The organism is Duganella sp. CF402 (assembly GCF_900109645.1).
GTDB lineage: Bacteria > Pseudomonadota > Gammaproteobacteria > Burkholderiales > Burkholderiaceae_D > Rugamonas.
This window is the reverse complement of record NZ_FOBG01000001.1, coordinates 3,826,981-3,843,935: the sequence shown is the minus strand read 5'-3', so window position 1 is coordinate 3,843,935 and position 16,955 is coordinate 3,826,981. Positions and strand designations below refer to the sequence as shown.

Sequence of the window (16,955 nt, the reverse complement as noted above, 5' to 3'; positions counted from 1 at the left end):
AACCGCTCTACTTTTTTCAAGCGGAAGTCTAAATCGAACCAAATTTCAGTGCAGTGGTCTAACTTTTAGACCGGTTTGGAGGATCACATCATGGGATTCGTGGCGAAGCGCTCGATAGATCTGCCCTTGAGCGAATTAATGGACTTGGAGTTTCACCTGATGGACACCCGGCCCGGTGTCAAACTGGAGGCATTCATCGCGGACCTGCTTGAGCGCTGGCTGACAATTGAGAAGGAACGGCTTGCCGTGCTCAGGAACGGGTCGGGACTACGGGGTTATCAATGGAAGAATGTCTTCCTCCCCGAAGGCACCAACCTCAGAACGAGTTATCACCACACCACGGAATTCTCCAAGGTGATAGGTGATCGCATCCTGTCCGATGATGGAAGTAGCCTGACCCCATCGCTATTCGCCAACCGTCATGCCAAGGGACGCAACGCATGGCGATTTATCTGGTTCAGGTTCCCCGGTGAGGAATACTGGGTGCGCGCGGCAGATTGCAGGGCTGACTCTGACAAGCTGCTGCAACGGCGCACCGGACGCATACTGCAGTTCGATCCTGAGTAAGCACCAGAGTGCATACATACACAATGCCCTCATGGTCCTACTGGAGTGAGCTCTAATCGGCCCTAGAATTTTTGGTTGTCATACCCCTTGCACCTCAATGCATATGTAAGCGTCTGCTCAGTGACGTCTTGAATGGAACAGCAATTTAATCGATGATGGCATCACCCCGCTGGGAAGCGGCGTTATCTCAGATGGGAATTAATGCGACATGTAGAACAGTTTTCCCTCTTGTAAATGCTCGCTGAAATCAAAACCAAGCTTGAGCATTTCATTAAAGTCGGTACGCGCAATCTGCATCACATAGCTATGTTGATTTGTTACTAAACGACTGTCACTTGGCAACAACTCCGCATATTCCCCCCCATACCATTTAGCCGCGTCTGCATGACCAGACTTATAGATCCGGCCACCTTGCTCTACCTGCCAGCCACCATCTAATAGAATCCAAAGGTGCCCATTCGCATCCAAACGATTGCTCACCTCCATTCCTGCCGGTGCCTCCCACTCAGTCGAGTGAGCGATCACCCACTTGAGTTGGCTCTTATCGAGTCGGGTGAAGAAAGGAGTCTTTTTTAGCAAATGCAAATAGGTGACAGACTGTTTCATTTGTGGCTCCTGTGCTGTGCAGCCGCTCAAGAAAGAAGCAAGCGTAATGGAGAGCAGATAGCGGGCAAATTTCATGATGCGGCTCCTGGGCTAGAGATTGTTGTATGCAACCTTAGATTTTCATAAGGCGACGTTGACCTACAAACGTCACGCCGCCGGCGATCAATCCAATCACTACGGCGCCACTCAGCTCAGAAAATGTGGTCGCGTTCGGCGGCAGGCGTGATGCGAAGAAGGTAATCAGCCCAAGGAAGTAGCACAGCACGTTGTTCATGCGCCGGGTCAAACGTAGAGAGAGCACCAGTACAGCGACGACGAAGACTACAGCCGGCAATGCCATCGCACCTATGAGCGGTGCCAGCGCGCCGATAGTCAGAGCGGCCAACATGCCCAACGCGATTCCGACCAGGAGGCATAAGGCGTTCCACACACCGTCCTTGACACTTGGGCCTCGGGTAAAGAATGCTACCCACCCGATAAACATCGCCCATACCGGCAATGCCAACGCAGCGCTGGAGCCTGAGGCTGTAGCTGCAGCAGCTGCGGCGATCAGGGGATAAACCAGCGTCTTAACCACAGATGGCTGGGAAGAGATTTTTAAGGTACTGTCCATGTCATGCTCCTGTAGATGGTAAGCGTTCAAAATTTTTACGGTATTTTCAAACTAATGCGATGCGGCCCTCTGATCGACCAGGCCACGTTGCGTAGCCAGCACTACCGCATGTGTACGAGCGGTGGCGCCTAGCTTAGTCATCACGCCTTTGAGATGTGTTTTGACAGTGCCAACGCCGATACCTAGATCGCGCGCGATTGCCTTGTTGCAGCGTCCGGTCGCGAGAAGTTGAAGCACGTCGCGCTCGCGGCCAGTCAAGCAGTCGTGAACTGGCGCCTGTTCCACCAGGCCGCGCAATGTCGCGCTTAAGCAAACCATGTTCTGGCGAGCCAGACACAGCCCATCGATTAATTCATCCGCCGTGCAGCTTTGCAAAAGGTAGCCGCAGATGCCGTCGGCCAGCGCCGAACGTACCTGCCATTCCTTGTCAAACTGGGTAACAATCACAATGCGCGGTGCACCCGCTAATGAAAGGCGTATGGTACTTAGCGCGCGCTGGTAGTCGGCCACGATAACATCTGCGTTCTCATCAACAACGCGCACTTCATCGCGGTGACGCAATACGCTTAACAGGCCGGCGGACATCAGAGGATCGGCGTGCAGCACCTGAACGCGGACTGGATGAGAAACTGGCATATCTTTCCTTTCGGTTGCATTTGCCGCACGTCGTGGAACGTGCGGCTGGTCGGATGAAGGCGTTTAGCCGCGTTGACGAGGCGTCAGCAGGTCTTCCAGGCCGATCCGGCGATACATCTCGGTGCGGACCCGGTCTGCCACGCCGTTGACCACTTCGGCGCCATCCTGCGATGGGTCGATATGGCGGCGGAACGGACGGCTACCAAATGGCATTCCCACAATCTCCACGATGGCCTTGGCCACGTCGGCCACATCGGCATCGGCGGGTTCAAGTGCAGCCAATCCTTTGAGTGCCATGTCTGGCACGCCTTGATAAGGACCATCGTCATATTCCGCTGCGCGTGCTTTGTCTGCGGGCGAGCCAGAGTGCGCGAAGTGATTAGTGCCTTTGGTGAAGGCGCCCGGCACCACGATCGAAGTCTCAATACCCCAGCGCGTCAGTTCCGAGGCGTAGGATACCGCCAGCGAATCCATCGCTGCCTTCGCGGCAAAGTACGGCGACAGATACGGCGGTGTGCCGCCACGCGTGCTGCTCGACGATACCCACAGCACCAGGCCACGGCCCTGCTGGCGCAGTTGCGGTAAAGCGGCACGGTTGACCCGCTGAGTGCTCAGCACATTGATGTCGTACAGCTGTGCAAATTGTTCCGGCGTGAACGCCTCAGCCGGACCGAAAGACATATGACCAGCGTTGTGGATTACCACATCCAGGCGGCCGTTGTCGGCGATGATCTTGGCGATGCCAGCATCGACCGAGTCGCTGGAGGCTACGTCCAGTTCTACGGTGCGCAGATCGACGCGATGTTCATCGGCGTAACGTGCTACCTCGGTTACTTGTGGCGCATTGCGGCCGGTAGTTTCTCGCATGCTGGCGTAGACGGTATGACCAGCGTGGGCCAAGGCGCGTGCGGCGAGCGCACCAAAACCGCTGGAGGCACCGGTGATGACGATAACTTGTTTCATGGCATTTCCTTTCGTGGGAATAGAGAGAGGTGAAGCGTTAAAATCAGATGATGCCGCCGTTGGCGCGCAGCACTTGGCCGTTGATCCAGGCGCCGTCAGGGTCCACCAGGAATGCCACGGCGGCTGCGATGTCGGCCGGCTGGCCCAGACGCTCCAGTGGCGCCAGCTTCGACAGGCGGTCGATCACTTCCTGGGGTTTGCCGTTGAGGAACAGCGCGGTCGCGGTAGGGCCGGGGGCGATCGCGTTGACGGTGATGTTGCGGCCGCGCAGTTCCTTGGCCAGAATGCTGGTCAAAGCTTCGATGGCGGCCTTGGTGCCGGCGTAGACGCCGTATGTCGGTTGCAGCATGCCGACCACACTGGACGAGAAGTTGACGATGCGGCCACCCTGGCGCAGGCGACGCGCAGCTTCGCGCATGGTATTGAAACTGCCCTTGAAATTGATATCGATTTGACGATCGACGCTGGCATCATCGGTTTCTGCAATACTCGACAAGGCCATGATGCCGGCATTGTTGACCAGCACATCAACACCGCCGAATACCTCTTCGGTTTTGGCGAACATGGCGGCCACAGCCGATGGATCGCTGACATCCGCTTGCAGTGGCAATGCGTGGCCGCCATTTTTCTCAATCTTGGCGGCCAGTTCTTCAGCCTCGGTGGCGCTGCCTGCATAGTTGATGACCACGGCAAAGCCGTCATTTGCCAGACGTTCTGCAACCGCCGCGCCGATGCCGCGCGACGAACCGGTGACGATGGCGACCTGCTTGATTTCTTTGGTGATGTTCATGTCCTGCTCCTTGTGTAAGTTCAGTTAGCTGCGAAAGGTTCTTCCCTTGAATCCGCCGTTGCTGTTGTGCCTTGGCTGATTCAATGGATCTACTTTCTCACTTTAAACTTCCAATTCGAAGGACAGGCAGCCCTACATAACTGCCAATTTCAAACGATTCATTTGCCACTCCCACTAATTGCGACAGGCAACCCACGATAGCTGCCAGTGGCCGTTGGGGGACTACCGTTTTTCAAGCGGACCACTCTCGAACGTGGCGCGATACTGGCTCGGCGGCACGCCGATATCGCTGATAAATGCACGACGCATTAGCTCATCGCTGCCGAAACCACACAGCTCAGCAATTTCATCCATGCCTTTGCGCGTTTGCTCCAGCATGATGCGGGCTGCCTCGATCCGGACTTGCCGCACATAGCGTGCCGGCGTCACGCCAAGCTCTTCGGTGAACACGCGGGTGAAGTTGCGCGGGCTCATAGCCATGCGGTCGGCCAGTTCTTCCACCGACAGTGAATCCGCCAGATGCTCGGCGATCCAGCTGACCAAATCGGCGAAAGTCTGGGTCTTGGGGGCTTGCGCCGATAACGCGATGCTGAACTGCCGTTGGCCTCCGGGGCGTTTCAGAAATACTACCAGCAAACGCGCAATCGCCAGTGCGGCCTTGCTGCCCATATCTTCCTCCACCAGGCCGAGCGCCAGATCGATACCGGCCGTGATGCCGGCGGACGTATAAAGCTTGCCATCTTTGATCCATACGGGCTCCGGATCGACCTTCACTTTGGGATAGCGCACCCCGAGTTCATCTGTACAGCCCCAGTGGGTAGCGGCTCGCCGCCCGTCGAGCAAGCCAGCCGCCGCTAGCACAAAGGCGCCAGTACAGATTGCACCGATGCGGCGGATGTGGTTGGCGCGGACCTGTAGCCATGCGCAAACCTCAGCGTTGCCGTCAAAGGTGTAGGCACCACCACCGCCGACCACCAGCAGTGTATCGATCGGCTCGTCGAGGTCGCGATAGCGTTTATGAGCTAGCATATTGACGCCGCATTCGCCAATGATGTTCAAGTCCTCACCCGTGGTGACGATGGTGGTTTTGTATTTACGTTTGTCGAGGTCCGGCGGCTTAGGACCATCCCCACCGGCTAGTGCAAACACATTGAGTGGCCCAAACAAATCAAGTTCGACGATGGGGGAAATGATCAAAAAGACGACGTGTCGCATATTATTCTTATTCAAGAGTGAGCGCCGCGAGCGCCGCATAGATATCCGTCAGCAGATCCGATAAGTCCTCGATACCGACGCTCAGACGTATCAACTGATCGGTGACGCCTTGTTGCAGCCGGACCTCGGCTGGCACTGCGCTATGGGTGGTGGAGGCAGGATGACAAGCGAGCGAGTCGACGTCGCCGACCGAAACGGCTTGGGTAATCACCATCAACTGGTTGAGGAAACGGCGCGCGTTAGCTTTGCCGCCGCGCAGCGTGAACGCCAAAATGCCGCCGAATTTCTTCATTTGCCTGGCGGCGATATCGTGCCCGGCATGTGCTGCCAGCCCGGGGTAAAACACCTGTTCAACCAGAGGATGCCGATGTAACGCCTGTGCGATCGCTAAAGCGGAATCGCATACGGCTTCCATCCGCAAAGGCAAGGTCTTGAGTCCGCGTACAAACAGGAACGCGTCTTGTGGGCTCATGCATCCTCCAAACTGCTTGACCCCTGCGGTGCGTATCAGTTCGATGTGCTGCTTGCTGCCGATCACCACGCCTCCGGTGGCATCGCCATGTCCGCCTATGTACTTGGTGGCCGAGTGCACGACGATATCAATTCCGAGATCGATCGGTCTGGTCAGGTAGGGCGTGGCAAAGGTGTTGTCGGCAATGCTAATCACGGCGTGTTCTCTGGCCAGCGCAGCGACTGCGCCCAGATCGATGATTTCCAAGGTGGGATTGGATGGCGTTTCAACGTAGACCAACTTGGTTTTTGCGGTGATCGCGTTGCCCAGCTCCCCGACGTCCTTGACGCCCAGGACGTTTACTCCCATTCGTGGCAAAAGTGTTTGCATCACGCCCAGCGTGCCACCGTATAGCGTGCCCACGAAAATCAACTCGTCCCCCGCCGACAGCAAGCCGAACAGAGCAGCACAGATGGCCGCCATGCCACTTGAAGCGGCCAGTGCGGTTTCTCCCCCCTCGAGAAGCGCCATTTTTTGTTCAAAAACCTGCACAGTAGGATTGGAGAACCTGCTATAGAGGAAGCCGCGTTCCACCCCAGCGAAGCGCCGCTCGCCGCTATCGAAATCACCGTATCCGAATGATGTTGTCGCGTAAATTGGTAGTGCCAGTGCACCCGTATCGGACGACGCGCATTTGCCGGCGTGGATTGCCATGGTCCGGAATCCGTAAGCACTCTGATCGTTCTTAAACATCCTTGCCTCCTTACTTTAAAAAGCGCACGGTTTCTTTGCTACGTTCATCCACTGAGAGCGTAAACACATCTGGGCGGGCGTAGTGGCCCACCACGTCAAAGTCGTAGCGTGCACGCACCAGTGCCTCCAAATCCACGGTCGCGGTCACCAAACCAGTCTGGTTCAGCAGCGGTTCAGCCAGCACATCGCCCATCGGACCGATAATTGTGCTGCCGCCCTTGATCAACGGACGGTCGGCATCCCATCCCGGAACCTCAATGCCTAGCGCCCTGGGCGATGGCTGTACCTGGCACGCGCTAACGACAAAGCATCGTCCCTCATGGGCAATATGGCGCATTGAGCACTGCCAGATCTCGCGTTCATCCACTGTGGGGGCACACCATAGCTGCACGCCTTTTGCATACATGGCGGTGCGAAATAGCGGCATGTGATTTTCCCAGCAAATCGCGGCGCCGATACGGCCTGCCTTGCTGTCCAGCGCGGTCAAGGTCGATCCATCGCCCTGGCCCCAGATCAGTCTCTCGGTTCCGGTGGGCATGAGCTTGCGGTGCTTGCCCACCAGACCTTTCTCAGGATCAAAAAACAGCACTGAGCAGTACAGCGAACTGCCGCCACGTTCGATCACGCCGATCACCAGAACCGCATTGGTCACGCGTGCGAGTTGCGCTAACTCACCCGTCTCCGGCCCAGGCACATCAATGGCGTTGTGATAATAGCGTGCGAAGGTCTGGCGTCCTTCTTCTGAGCGGTAGCCCAGCCGAGTTCCAAACATCTCGCCTTTGGGATATCCACCCACTAAAGCCTCGGGCATGACCACCAGACTCGCTTTCGATTCCACGATCTGGTCCGCAAAGGACATGATCTGTTCGCATGTCTGCTGTTTTCCTTCAGGATGCGAACCAATTTGCAAGGCCGCGATGACAGTTTCTTGCACAATATTTCCTTAATCGATGGCGATCTTCCGAGTATAGGAAATGACGTAAAATGGATCAATCCAATATCAGGACTAAAAGATATGAAGCAGATTAATATCAGTAAGATTGATTTGAATGTGCTGAAAATATTCGAAGCGCTCTACGAGGAGGGGGGCGCAAGTCGGGCTGGACTGCGACTGGCGATAACGCAGTCTGCGGTCAGCGCCGCCTTGAATCGCCTACGGACGATTTACGGCGACCAGCTGTTCACCCGCACTGGACGAGGACTGGCGCCGACGTCGCGCGCTCACGAGCTCAAACCCATTATTTCAGACGCGCTCAATAAATTCCGCCAAAGCCTTGGCATGGGATCACATGGCGAAAGTGGATATCTGGGCCGATCAGTATTGATAGGCATGTCGGATGACTATGAAATCGCGATCGGGAAAGTGCTTCTCAATGCGATTAATAAGCGGATGCCAGGACTGAGACTAGCGTTGCGACAGACCCACAGCCAGATAGCGCTTGAGATGGTAATGCGGCGTGAGACAGACTTAACCATTACTTCCGGCGGCCTGTCCTCGCCCTTGGTCAGTCGCGAAGCTTTGGGAGAGGGCGGTTATGCCTGCTTGATTGATCCAGGCTCTGCTAACACAAAATCTAAGGCTCTTGATCTGGGTGGATATCTGGATCGAAAGCACATTCTCATCTCTTCGGGAGGCTTTATCGGTGTAGTGGATGAGGTACTTGCCGCGCTTGGGCATCAACGCCATGTGCTGGCGTCGACCACGCATTTTTCAGCGTTGCCGTTTTTGTTGAAGGGGACCGATGCCGTGGCCACTATGCCCACCCATGCCGCCCATCAAATTGCCCAAATGACTGGACTGAAAATGGTACGCTGCCCTGTATCTATGCCTCGTTACCCGATTGAGCTTGGTTGGCTAAAAAGTGCGCTTAGAGATCCGATTGTCGCAGAAGTAAAAACCATTGCAATGGAACTTCTGGCCAAAAAAAACTGGAATAAATTCGGGTGAATACGTTCCCAGGGTTAGCCTCCGCTCAAGCGCCCTCTTGAGTGCTGTGGCGATCTGTCGATGATGGCGTCCCCGCTGGGAAGCGGAGTTATCTCAGAGGGCTGCGGGTAGGTTGCAGTTCCAAGGCAAGAAATCATCAACCCGGTTGACGGGATGATCGGCGATATGCGTCAGCACGTGACGCAACCAGGCTTCGGGGTCGACTCCGTTCAGCTTGGCCGTGCCGATCAGCGAGTAGATCGCAGCTGCGCGTTCGCCGCCGCTGTCGGCGCCAGCAAACAGGTAGTTGCGGCGCCCAATGGCGACGCCACGCAAGGCGCGTTCGGCGGCCGAGTTATCAATCTCGATGACGCCGTCGTCGCAGTAGCGCAGCAGTGCCGGCCACAGCTTGAGCGCGTACAGGATCTCGGCCGCCGTGTCGGACTTGCGCGACAACGTATCGAGCGTGGTGCGCAGCCAGCGCTCAAGATCATCGAGCAAAGGTCGCGCACGAGCTTGTCGAACCTGCTTTCGTTCATCTGGTGGCTGGCCTCGGATCTCCGCTTCGATTACGTACAGTTCGGCAATGCGGCGTAGCGCTTCGGTAGTCAGCGCGGTCGGTCGCGCCGCATGCAGATCGTAGAACTTACGACGGGCGTGCGCCTAGCAGGCAGCTTCGCGGACCGTGCCGTCGTCGAACAAGGCGTTGAAGCCGGCGTATGCATCGGCTTGCAGCACGCCCTCGAACTTGGCCAGGTGCGTCTGTGAATGGATGCCCTTGCGGTCGGGCGTGTAGGTAAACCAGACGGCTGGCGGCGTGGCATCGCCAGCGGGCCGGTCGTCACGCACGTAGGTCCACAGGCGCGCGGTCCAGGTCAACGCCTTCGCGGGCGTAGATGGCTGACTGGCGATACAGCGGCAAATGATCGGCAAACTTGACCACCAGAATGTGCGCCAGCAGACCCGGACCGGCAATGCCGCGTTCTATGGGGCGGCTTGGCGCTGGTGCCTGAACGATGGCATCGCAGCAGGAACATGCCAGCTTGGGGCGCACATGGCGAATCACGCGGAAGCTGGCCGGTACGAATTCAAGTTGCTCAGCCACGTCCTCGCCCAGCGGCCGCAGGCCGCCACCACAGGCCGGGCAGGCGTCGACCATGGGCGCATACACTTTCTCATCGCGCGGCAAATGATCGGTCAAAGGCCGGCTTACCGATTTCTTGCACGGCGCCTGATTGGCTGCTGGCATTTCTCGATCGGCCTCGGCCTCGTCGGCTTGCAGGTCTTCCAGTTGCAATTCCAGTTGTTCAATCTGGTGGTCCAGCTTTTCCGACTTGCGGCCGAACTGCATGCGCCGCAACGTGGCAATCTGTAGCTTGAGGTGTTCGATCTCGACGGCGCGTCGTTCAGTTGATCGCGCAGACCTTCCACCACTGCGTCTTGCGTGAGCAGCAGCGCCTTCAAGGCTGCAATGTCGTTGGGCAGGTCGCGGGGATGAGCATGCGCCAAGTTTACGTCAGGCTTGCAACGTTTACAAGGCCGACGTTGGCTTCCAGGTGCGTTCTGGCCGACGCCAGTCTATGCCTTCGAGCAGCATCGACAGTTGCGCGTGCGTCAGCGCTACCGAACCACTGGTTGCCTGCGGCCAGACGAAGCGCCCGCGCTCCAGCCGCTTGGCCAGCAGACACAAGCCATCACCGGTCCACCACAACAATTTAACGAGGTCGCCACGTCGGCCCCGGAAGACGAACACGTGACCGCTGAACGGATCTTCCTCCAGTGCTGTCTGCACTTTTGCGGCCAGCCCATTGAAGCCTGAGCGCATGTCGGTGGTACCGGCTGCCAACCAGAACTTGGTGCCTGCAGGAAGGCCAATCATCGCAGCACCCGGTCCAATACCAGTGCCAATGTGGCGGGATCGGCAGGGCCTTCGATGCGCAGTCGCACCTTCCCAAGTTCCAATGTGATGATGCCCATGTGCTCCGGTACTGGGGACGACGGTGTCGGGGCCGGTGTCATCACGACCGACAGAAATTCGCTGGCTACCACCGGACATCCAGCGCCCAACAGTCCCGCTTCGTGTTGCCTGCGCCATGTGAACACCTGATTGGCGTTGATGCCATGGTCGCGCGCTACGCGCGCCACCGAGGTGCCAGGCTGCATCGCCAGCTCGATAACCTTGCGTTCGAACTCCTGCGAATGCTGACGATATTTTCCGCGTGGTCCGCGTTTGGCGGTTGATTGAAAATTTGTGTCCATAATTAAATTTGTGGGCACAACTGCTGTGCCAAAATTAGATCATGGATACATGGCGATGTGTAGTCCAGACGGCGCTGGCTTTACGCTTAGGCGCACATTCCCAGTGAGATGAAAGCCCTACTTTACCTCATGAATATCTGCATTGCATCCTTTGCAAGCGCTCAAAGTTGCTATTGGTAAGAGGTAGCTGGTCGGAAGCCGTGTCATCGGCAACGCTAGTCTTATCAACAATTGAAAAGCTCGATTAGGTGTTCGCACGGCCCTCGGCTGCGTGGATGAATCTGTCACTCGTGACCATTGATGCCGGTGCAGGTGGGGCATTTTTGTGGCGTGAGAACTTAAGCAGTCTAAAAATTTTCGGTGAGAACGGATTTGTGGAGCGCTTTAGACTTTTGCTTTGAAAAAGGAGACCGGTTTAGACTTTGGGGCTGATTTTTTAGACTGTTTTCGATGCGGCCTTGCGAGTTTTAGACCGTATTAGATTCGAGGTGTGCCGATTAGACCTTTTTAGACTAAGTTGGGTTTTGGAATACCCAACCCTCCGCCCGGCCGCCCTGAAAAAAAGCCCCCGCAGCGGGCTGCGGGGGCGGAAGTGCGACTGAAGTGCGGAAGTCGCGAGGGAGATGCTCGTTAGAACGTCACATCGAGGCGCGCGCCGAAGTAGCGTTGGAAGTCGCGTGGCGGCATCCATTCGGTGGTGTTGACCGCGACCGGCGTATTCGGCGTTTTCGGGCTCCAGGTGCCGTTGGCGATGGCGTTGTTGAGGCCGGTCGCGTAGCGCTTGTCGAACAGGTTGTTGACCAGGAAGGTGACTTTGTAGCGGTCCTGCTTGTCCTTGACGCCGAAGCTGACGTTGGTGATCGCGTACGCGCCCTGGATGGTGTTCGGATCCTGGCTCAGCGAGAACTGGGTGCGGCTCTGGTAGCGCGTGGAGCCGGCGATGAAGCCGTTGAAGTTCTGCGACGGCAGCATCAGGTCGTACTGGCCGCCGAGGTTGACCTTCACTTTCGGCGCGTTCGGCAAGGTCTTGCCGGCCAGATTCTGCACGAAGGTGTTGTTGTACTTCGGATTCTGCGCGCAGCCCGGTCCCGGTGTGCTGCCGGTGCCGGCCGCGTTGATCACGTTGTAGCACGGTCCGTTTTCAAATTCCTGGATGGTGGCTTCGGTGTAGGCGAAGCTGCCGTTCAGCTGCAGCTCGCGCGTCACGCGCACATTGCCTTCCACTTCCAGACCCTGTGTGCGCAAGCCGCCGATGCTGTTCAGGCCGGTGCGGAAGGTGCCGTCGTCGTCGAAGAAGCTGGACGATTGCTGGAAGTGCTTAAAGTTGGTGCGGAACAGGGCCACGCTGAACATGGCGCGGTTGTCCCACAGGCTTTGTTTCCAGCCCAGCTCGTAACTGGTGGCGGTTTCCGGCGCCACCGCCGGCAGCTTGGCGGTGGCTGACGTGAAGCCGGAGGTCAGGTCGTAGGCCTTGCCCTTGTGGCCGGTGGAGGCCATCGCGTACACCATCGCGTCCTTGTTCAAGCGATGTTCGAGGCCGAGCTTGTAGGTGCTGCTCTTGTCGTTGTCGGACTTGGTGTAGAACTCGGTCAGCGCTTTTACTTGCGGCGGCACGGTGTAGCGGCGGAAGTTGTAGCCGGTGTCTTCGTCGTTGTAGCGCGCACCGACGATCAAGCTGGTGTCGGGGCGGAAGTCCCACGAGCCCTGGCCGTAGATGGCTTTGCTGATGTTCCAGGCGTCGGCGCCGTAGGCGGTGCCGTAGGCCTGGATCAGCGGCGCCTTGGTCAGCTCGCGCGTCAGGGCGTTCTTGCCGTACCACAGGCCGGCCACGTAGCGCAGCGTGCCCTTGTCCGGCGAGGTCAGGCGGAATTCCTGGGTGGTCGATTTGACGTCGAAGAAACCATACTGGTACAGGCCGCCATGCATGCCGGTCGGCTGGCCGTTGGGCAGGAACAGGAACGGCAGGATGTCGACGTCGGTGTTGTCGTTGTCCTGGTAATCGTCCATGTGGTATTTGCTGTAGGACGAGATCGAGCTCAGGGTATGGCCCTTGAGCGCGCTGTTGTCGTCGAACGCCCAGTCCAGCTTGACGCCGGTGCCGGCGTCGTGGAATTTGCCGCCGGTCGGGTAGTCGTTGCGCACGTCGCGGTTGTCGGGGCTGATGTGGATGCCGGCCAGCACCACCGACGGCGGCAGCTGCGGCGCGTTGCGGTACAGCGCGCCCGGCGACATCGCGGTGAAGGCGTTGGAGCAGCAGAATTTCTCGGTGCGGTTGTAGTGCGGCGTCAGCGTCAGGGTCAGCTGTTCCAGCGGCTGCCATTCGAGCTTGCCGCTGATGTTGTCGCCTTTGCTGCCATTGAGTTTCTTGCCGGTGGTGAGGTTGTTGAGCGTGCCGTCGAAGTTGGTCTTGCTGGCGGCAATGCGCAGGCGCAGCGTGTCCGACACGGAGCCGCCGGTGCTGACGCCGGCGCGCCACTCGTTGTCGTTGGTGATGTAAGTGGTGGCGTTGGTTTTCCACGCGCCGCCGATCGGCTTGGTGGTGATGTTGATCGCACCGGCAATCGAGCTCTTGCCGAACAGCGTGCTCTGCGGGCCTTTCAGCACCTCGATGCGGCCGACGTCGGCCAGATCTTTAAACGCGCCGGCCTGCATGCCGAGCGGCACGTCGTCGACGATCACGGCCACGTCGGCCTCGACGCCGATGCCGAGCGAGAAGGTGCCGATGCCGCGCATATTGATGCTGAAGTTGCCGGGCTGGGTGCCGTAGGACAGCGTCAGCGCCGGCGACAGGGCCGGCACGTCTTCCAGGTCGCGCACGTTGGCGCGCTGCAGGACGGCGTCGCTCAGCACGGTGATCGAGGCCGGCACATCTTGCAGGTTTTGCGCGCGCTTGTTGGCGGTGACGATGACGGATTCCAGCTTGCCATTGTCGGCCTCCTGCGCAGCGGCCGCGCCGCCGATCAGGGTGAGAGCAACCGCAGCTGTGATGAGCCGCAGTTTCGGTTGGTTCGATTGCATGTGGTGTCTCCTGTTTTATTGGTCTGGGTACTTCAACTGGTTTGTGGTAGCGCTTCCATTACGGGTTAAAAAAAACCGCCGGCCCCGTGCGGGCAGCCGGCGGCACTGGAGTTATTGACTGCTGATCTTGAGCGGAGCCTTCAGCTTTTGCGCGTAGCCGCGCACGTAGGCGTCCCATGCGGCGCTGTCGGTAAAGTCGCCGCTCTTGCTCCAGCCGGCGCCGAAGTAGTAGACGAAGGGCTGGCCCGGTTGCGCCGTGCCCAGCGTCAGCTGCTGTTTGTCGATCACGTCGAAGGCCTTGACGCCGGCCGGCAGGATCACGCCGCAGCCGGTGCTGCCGTCGTCGCCGTGCGCCGGTTCCCAGTAGCTGTTGAAGCCCGCGTCGCTGTCGGCGGTGTAGTGGCCCACGCCTTCGCGCTGGACGATGCCCACGCCCACCGTCAACGGCTCCTTACGGTTGCTGGCGAATCTGGTTTCAACGCGGGTCATGTTGGAGCCTGCGTCGATCGAGAAGCGCTTCACTTCCGAGACAGTGCGGCCGTTGCCGACATCGAAGCCGCCGTAGGTCAGCTCGAACACGGCGCGCAGCGGACCGTCGGCGATCACTTTGTACTTGGTGAAGTTGGACGAGTTATGCAGCTTGCCGTCGGCGACGATGGTGGTGCCGCCGCAGCCACGGCTCTGGCCTACGCTGTAGTAGTCCAGGCCTTCGCCTTCGTCGTGGTGATACTCGCCGCGCTTGTACCATTTGTCGACCACCGGCGTGCGCACCTTCTTCACCCACACGTCTACGCCGCTGCTGATCAGCTGTTCTTTCGGATCCTTGATGATGGCCGGGCCGTAGACGCGGTGCGCGGTGCGGTCGCTCTCCCAGGCGAAATCGTCGAGGCGTTCCGGCACGAAGCGCGCGTGGGCTTTCACGTCGGCGGGCGGCACGGCGGCCAGTTTATCGGCCGGCAGTACGAGGTAGCGGCGCGTTTCACCCGCTGCCAGATTTACCGGAAACAGAATCTGCTTGCCACGCTTGTCCACTACGACTTGCGAGCTGACGATGGCCGAGGTGGCGGCGTCCATCACCACCGGCTTGCGCAGGCCGCCGGCCAGCGTAGCCTCGGCCAGTTCGTCGCCGCGCACGCCGTTGGTCGGATTGGTCACGCTCACGGTTTGCGGCTTGGTTTTCTCCAGCGCCGCCATGCGATACACCTCACTGCCGGCCAGCAGGAAGCCGCCGACGCCATAGACTTCGGTCAGGTTGTCGTCAAACACTTTCGGTGCCAGGCCGATAGGCTGCACGTGGGTCAGCTTGCCGTCGGCCTGCACGTTGGCCACCAGCGCGGTCCATGCTTTCTGCACGGCGGGCTTGAAGGCCTTGGCGTCCAGCAGGCCCTGGTTCACGCCCCACGCGAAGGCGTAGGTGTACAGCGCCGAGCCGCTCGACTCCTTCATCGGATAGGTCGCCGGGTCGAGCAGGCTGGCGCGCCACAAGCCGTCCGCCTGCTGCAGCGTGAGCAGCCTGGCCGCCATGTCCTTGTATTGCTGGACGAAGCGCGCACGCTCGGGATGGTTCTCCGGTAGATACTGCAGCACGCGCACCAAGCCGCCCATCACCCAGCCGTTGCCCCGGCTCCAGTAGACCTTCTTGCCATTGGCTTCGCGCTTGTCGAAGTAGTTGGAGTCGCGGAAGTACAGGTGTTCTTCCTTGTCGTACAGGTAGTCCGAGGTGACCCACCATTCGCTGATGGCGAAATCGAGATAGCGCTGGTCGCCGGTGATGGCCCACAGGCGCAGCCACGCCGGCGGCGCCATGTACAGCGCGTCGCACCACGACCAGCGGTCCTGGTTGCCCTTGACGGTGAATTCCAGCGAACCGGTACGGCGGTTGGCGAGGATGTCGTCAAAGCTGGCGCGCAGCGGCGCGATCATTTTTGGATCACGTGTTTGCAGATACAGCTCGGCGTAGGTCTGGCCGACGATGTGATCGTCCGCGTGGTAGTGATTGGGACCGAGCTTCCAGTTGTTTTTCTCGCCCATTGCGATCATCGCATCGCGGTACTTGCTGCTGCCTGAGATGTTCGCCAGCGCCATGATGCCGTTGTAGCCTACCGCCTGCGTCCAGTCGTCCGGACGGTGCTTGCTCGGATTGGCCAGCTGCCAGTCGGCCACGCGCTCCATCGCCGACAGCACGGCCTTCGGATTGATGGCGGCCGATGGCGCAGCCAATTGCGCGGTTGGCGCTTCGGCTGCAACGGCGGGCACGGTGTGGAACATGGCTGCCACGGCAGCCAGTACGGCAATGCGTAGATGCGATGATTTCATGTGGTGGTTGTCTCAGTTATTTGTACATGGGGCCTGCCGTGACGAACGGTCCGCCCTGATAAATGGTTGGAGCATCGCCGGCCGCTGGATAGTCTGCGCTATCCGGGAAGTGGCCGGCGAATTCTGCGGAGCTGTGCTTGGGCACATAGCCCAGGTGCGAAGCGTGTTTATTGTCCCACCATTTGGTGGCGTTGTCCGAGGTGCCGAAGGTGATGGTGTGGCCCACGCGCGGCGTGAACAGCGAGCAGCGGATCAGCTCCACCAGATCGTCGTAGGCGAGGTAGGTCACCATCATGCGCGGGTTCTTCGGCTCCGGGAACGAGGAGCCGATGCGCAGGCACACGGTCTCGGTGCCGAAGCGGTCGTAGTAGTAGCGCGACAGCGCTTCGCCGAAGGCTTTCGACACGCCGTAGAAACCATCGGGACGCAGCGGCATGTTGGCGTCCACCAGATCGGTGGTCTTGTAGTAGCCCACCACGTGGCTGGAGCTGGCGTAGACCGTGCGCTTGACGCCGCACTTGTGGATCGCTTCATACAGGTGGTGCAGGCCGAGGATGTTGGCGTTCATGATCGGCTCGAACTTGTCTTCAACCGAAATGCCGCCGAAGTGCAGCACGGCGTCGACGCCTTCCATCATCTGCATGACCTTATCGCGGTCACCGAGATCGCCGATGACGATTTCCTCGCCGTCGCGCGCCGGGCCGAGATCCTTGACGTCGTTCAGGCGAACCACGTCCGCCCAGGCCTTGGCGCGCTCGCGCAAGATGGTGCCGAGGCCGCCGCCGGCGCCGGTCAGCAGGATGCGTTTGAATGGTTTGGTAGTAGTCATGGGTAGATTTTC

General features: G+C 58.9%; 16 protein-coding genes and 1 pseudogene. 2 read left to right on the top strand and 15 right to left on the bottom strand.

All coding sequences use genetic code 11. The features are described 5' to 3' along the window. Window positions 1-90 precede the first annotated feature (90 nt). A complete protein-coding gene (locus tag BMZ70_RS17210) occupies window positions 91-567 on the top strand; it encodes a hypothetical protein (protein WP_092276896.1) in 477 nt (158 codons plus the stop codon). A gap of 198 nt (window positions 568-765) precedes the next feature. Here BMZ70_RS17210 and BMZ70_RS17205 read toward each other — a convergent pair whose 3' ends face one another. The 8 genes from BMZ70_RS17205 to BMZ70_RS17170 all read right to left on the bottom strand — a co-directional run bounded on the left by BMZ70_RS17205 (window position 766) and on the right by BMZ70_RS17170 (window position 7,528). Then, entirely contained in the window at window positions 766-1,248 is a 483-nt protein-coding gene (locus BMZ70_RS17205) for a hypothetical protein (protein ID WP_092276893.1), read from the bottom strand. A gap of 37 nt (window positions 1,249-1,285) precedes the next feature. Then, entirely contained in the window at window positions 1,286-1,786 is a 501-nt protein-coding gene (locus tag BMZ70_RS17200) for a DUF1097 domain-containing protein (protein WP_092276890.1), read from the bottom strand. 51 nt (window positions 1,787-1,837) lie between these two features. Next, window positions 1,838-2,422, bottom strand: a complete 585-nt coding sequence (locus BMZ70_RS17195; protein ID WP_092276888.1) for a LuxR C-terminal-related transcriptional regulator — start codon at window positions 2,420-2,422, stop codon at window positions 1,838-1,840. A gap of 63 nt (window positions 2,423-2,485) precedes the next feature. Continuing rightward, window positions 2,486-3,385: an SDR family oxidoreductase gene (locus BMZ70_RS17190; RefSeq protein WP_092276885.1), complete on the bottom strand. Its 900-nt coding sequence runs from the start codon at window positions 3,383-3,385 to the stop codon at window positions 2,486-2,488. Between the two features lie 43 nt (window positions 3,386-3,428). After that, window positions 3,429-4,175 carry an SDR family oxidoreductase gene (locus BMZ70_RS17185; RefSeq protein WP_092276882.1) on the bottom strand — a complete coding sequence of 249 codons (747 nt, stop codon included), beginning with the start codon at window positions 4,173-4,175 and terminating at the stop codon, window positions 3,429-3,431. A gap of 222 nt (window positions 4,176-4,397) precedes the next feature. Beyond that, window positions 4,398-5,390 (bottom strand): GlxA family transcriptional regulator, encoded by a 993-nt coding sequence (locus BMZ70_RS17180; protein ID WP_207231495.1) that lies wholly within the window; start codon window positions 5,388-5,390, stop codon window positions 4,398-4,400. Window positions 5,391-5,397: 7 nt separating this feature from the next. Further along, window positions 5,398-6,594, bottom strand: coding sequence for a trans-sulfuration enzyme family protein (locus BMZ70_RS17175; protein ID WP_092276877.1), 1,197 nt, complete (start codon window positions 6,592-6,594; stop codon window positions 5,398-5,400). A 10-nt stretch (window positions 6,595-6,604) separates the two neighbouring features. After that, a complete protein-coding gene (locus tag BMZ70_RS17170; RefSeq protein WP_092276874.1) occupies window positions 6,605-7,528 on the bottom strand; it encodes a carbon-nitrogen hydrolase family protein in 924 nt (307 codons plus the stop codon). Between the two features lie 81 nt (window positions 7,529-7,609). Between BMZ70_RS17170 and BMZ70_RS17165 the strand changes: the two genes are divergently transcribed. Then, window positions 7,610-8,542 (top strand): LysR family transcriptional regulator, encoded by a 933-nt coding sequence (locus BMZ70_RS17165; protein WP_092276871.1) that lies wholly within the window; start codon window positions 7,610-7,612, stop codon window positions 8,540-8,542. Between the two features lie 93 nt (window positions 8,543-8,635). On the opposite strand, the gene BMZ70_RS29320 is transcribed toward BMZ70_RS17165, so the two are convergent. The 7 genes and pseudogenes from BMZ70_RS29320 to BMZ70_RS17135 form a co-directional block, all read right to left on the bottom strand. Then, window positions 8,636-8,728, bottom strand: coding sequence for a hypothetical protein (locus BMZ70_RS29320; RefSeq protein ID WP_373922517.1), 93 nt, complete (start codon window positions 8,726-8,728; stop codon window positions 8,636-8,638). A 39-nt stretch (window positions 8,729-8,767) separates the two neighbouring features. Further along, a pseudogene (locus tag BMZ70_RS17160) lies at window positions 8,768-9,872 on the bottom strand (IS66 family transposase); the annotation flags it as partial. 180 nt (window positions 9,873-10,052) lie between these two features. After that, entirely contained in the window at window positions 10,053-10,400 is a 348-nt protein-coding gene (gene tnpB / locus BMZ70_RS17155) for an IS66 family insertion sequence element accessory protein TnpB (protein WP_092276868.1), read from the bottom strand. Next, window positions 10,397-10,780 carry an IS66-like element accessory protein TnpA gene (locus BMZ70_RS17150; RefSeq protein ID WP_092276865.1) on the bottom strand — a complete coding sequence of 128 codons (384 nt, stop codon included), beginning with the start codon at window positions 10,778-10,780 and terminating at the stop codon, window positions 10,397-10,399. The genes tnpB and BMZ70_RS17150 overlap by 4 nt, the downstream gene beginning before the upstream one ends. Window positions 10,781-11,410: 630 nt before the next feature. Further along, entirely contained in the window at window positions 11,411-13,798 is a 2,388-nt protein-coding gene (locus BMZ70_RS17145; protein WP_092276862.1) for a TonB-dependent receptor, read from the bottom strand. 111 nt (window positions 13,799-13,909) lie between these two features. Next, a complete protein-coding gene (locus BMZ70_RS17140) occupies window positions 13,910-16,114 on the bottom strand; it encodes a glycoside hydrolase family 88 protein (RefSeq protein WP_092276859.1) in 2,205 nt (734 codons plus the stop codon). Between the two features lie 16 nt (window positions 16,115-16,130). Then, window positions 16,131-16,943: an NAD-dependent epimerase/dehydratase family protein gene (locus tag BMZ70_RS17135; protein WP_092276856.1), complete on the bottom strand. Its 813-nt coding sequence runs from the start codon at window positions 16,941-16,943 to the stop codon at window positions 16,131-16,133. Window positions 16,944-16,955: the final 12 nt, after the last annotated feature.

Excerpts from the sequence above, each read along its gene's own strand:
- tnpB (WP_092276868.1), bottom strand. The coding sequence starts at position 10,400 with ATGATTGGCCTTCCTGCAGGCACCAAGTTCTGGTTGGCAGCCGGTACC.
- BMZ70_RS17180 (WP_207231495.1), bottom strand. The coding sequence starts at position 5,390 with ATGCGACACGTCGTCTTTTTGATCATTTCCCCCATCGTCGAACTTGAT.
- BMZ70_RS17165 (WP_092276871.1), top strand. The coding sequence starts at position 7,610 with ATGAAGCAGATTAATATCAGTAAGATTGATTTGAATGTGCTGAAAATA.
- BMZ70_RS17205 (WP_092276893.1), bottom strand. The coding sequence starts at position 1,248 with ATGAAATTTGCCCGCTATCTGCTCTCCATTACGCTTGCTTCTTTCTTG.
- BMZ70_RS17195 (WP_092276888.1), bottom strand. The coding sequence starts at position 2,422 with ATGCCAGTTTCTCATCCAGTCCGCGTTCAGGTGCTGCACGCCGATCCT.
- BMZ70_RS17135 (WP_092276856.1), bottom strand. The coding sequence starts at position 16,943 with ATGACTACTACCAAACCATTCAAACGCATCCTGCTGACCGGCGCCGGC.
- BMZ70_RS17210 (WP_092276896.1), top strand. The coding sequence starts at position 91 with ATGGGATTCGTGGCGAAGCGCTCGATAGATCTGCCCTTGAGCGAATTA.
- BMZ70_RS17175 (WP_092276877.1), bottom strand. The coding sequence starts at position 6,594 with ATGTTTAAGAACGATCAGAGTGCTTACGGATTCCGGACCATGGCAATC.
- BMZ70_RS17190 (WP_092276885.1), bottom strand. The coding sequence starts at position 3,385 with ATGAAACAAGTTATCGTCATCACCGGTGCCTCCAGCGGTTTTGGTGCG.
- BMZ70_RS17140 (WP_092276859.1), bottom strand. The coding sequence starts at position 16,114 with ATGAAATCATCGCATCTACGCATTGCCGTACTGGCTGCCGTGGCAGCC.
- BMZ70_RS17185 (WP_092276882.1), bottom strand. The coding sequence starts at position 4,175 with ATGAACATCACCAAAGAAATCAAGCAGGTCGCCATCGTCACCGGTTCG.
- BMZ70_RS17145 (WP_092276862.1), bottom strand. The coding sequence starts at position 13,798 with ATGCAATCGAACCAACCGAAACTGCGGCTCATCACAGCTGCGGTTGCT.
- BMZ70_RS17200 (WP_092276890.1), bottom strand. The coding sequence starts at position 1,786 with ATGGACAGTACCTTAAAAATCTCTTCCCAGCCATCTGTGGTTAAGACG.
- BMZ70_RS17150 (WP_092276865.1), bottom strand. The coding sequence starts at position 10,780 with ATGGACACAAATTTTCAATCAACCGCCAAACGCGGACCACGCGGAAAA.